This window comes from Pseudoroseomonas cervicalis ATCC 49957 (assembly GCF_000164635.1).
Taxonomy (GTDB): Bacteria; Pseudomonadota; Alphaproteobacteria; order Acetobacterales; family Acetobacteraceae; genus Pseudoroseomonas; species Pseudoroseomonas cervicalis.
Window position 1 is genome coordinate 1 of the sequence record NZ_GG771020.1, and the last position, 1,226, is coordinate 1,226.

Annotated in this window: 3 protein-coding genes; all 3 read left to right on the forward strand. The window is 75.6% G+C overall.

The genetic code is table 11. The annotated features are described in order from the left end of the window. Positions 1–71: 71 nt before the first annotated feature. Positions 72–356 (forward strand): gas vesicle protein GvpO, encoded by a 285-nt coding sequence (gvpO, locus tag HMPREF0731_RS21395; protein WP_007006334.1) that lies wholly within the window; start codon positions 72–74, stop codon positions 354–356. Between the two features lie 48 nt (positions 357–404). Then, positions 405–728: a gas vesicle protein gene (locus HMPREF0731_RS21400; protein ID WP_007006335.1), complete on the forward strand. Its 324-nt coding sequence runs from the start codon at positions 405–407 to the stop codon at positions 726–728. After that, a partial coding sequence (locus tag HMPREF0731_RS21405; protein WP_007006336.1) for a GvpL/GvpF family gas vesicle protein occupies positions 725–1,226 on the forward strand: 502 nt, incomplete at its 3' end. The genes HMPREF0731_RS21400 and HMPREF0731_RS21405, both read left to right, overlap by 4 nt.

Below are 1,226 nucleotides of genomic sequence, written 5' to 3' on the forward strand. Positions count from 1 at the left end.
CGGCCACGCCCCCCGCAGCCCCGCGGCGCCGGAGCCCGGCGCGCGGCGGCGTCACGCATGAGTACTGACCGATGGACCCCGCTTCGGAGAAGGCCTGCATGGATCCCGCCACCCTGGTCAGCCAGGCGCGCCGGCAGCTCGAGGCGCTGCTCAGCCAGCCCACCGAGACGGTGAGCCGCTTCGAGCCCACCGAGGAAGGCTGGCTGCTGCACCTGGACGTGCTGGAGCACCACGCCATCCCCCGCACGCACGACCTGATCGCGCGTTACGAGGTGGCGCTCGACCCCGGCGGCGGGCTGCGCCGCTGGAAGCGCACCAGCCGCGGCCAGCGGGGCCAGATGCTGGACGAGAGCTGAGCCCCCCAAGCCCCGCGACCCCAGCCCAAGGCTGGAGGAGGAGACAGAATGTCCCTGCAGCACAGCATCGGCGGCTCCAGCCTGGCCGACATCCTGGAGCGCATCCTCGACAAGGGAATCGTCGTCGCCGGCGACATCTCGGTCAATCTGGTGGGCGTCGAGCTGCTCACGGTGCGGCTGCGGCTGGTCATCGCCTCGGTCGACCGCGCCACCGAGATGGGCATCCGCTGGTGGGAGAGCGACACCGCCTATCGCGGCGGCGCCCCGCCCCCCGCCGCCCTGGCGGACGAGGCCGCGCGGCTGCGCGAGGAGAACCGCCTGCTGGCCGAGCGGCTGGCCCGGCTGGAACACCGGCTGGAGGCGGGGGCATGAGCGAGGACGGCCTGTATTTCTACGGCATCGCCGAGCCGGGCCCGCTGCCCGACGTCGCCGGGCTCGGCCCCGGCCTGGGCGGCGCCGCGCCGGACTGGGTGGAGGCCGCGGGCCTCGCCGCGCTGGTCAGCCCGGTGACGGGGGCGGAGGTCCCGGCCTCGCGCCGCAACATGCTGGCGCACACCGCGGTGCTGGAGCGCGCCATGGCGGAGACCAGCCTGCTGCCGCTGCGCTTCGGCACGGTGGCGCCGGACGCCGCCGCCGTGGCCGGCTGCCTGGCGCGGCACGCGGCACCGTTCCGCGCCGGCCTGCGGGAGGTCGCGGGGCGGGTCGAGCTGGGCGTGAAGGCGCATTGGCAGCCGGAGATCGCCTTCACCCAGCTGCTGGAGCAAGATGCCGGGCTGCGCCGGATGCGCGACCGGCTGCGCGACCGCCCGGCGGCCGAGACCTATGCCGAGCGCATCGAGCTGGGCCGGCGGGTCGAGGCGGCGCTGGCCG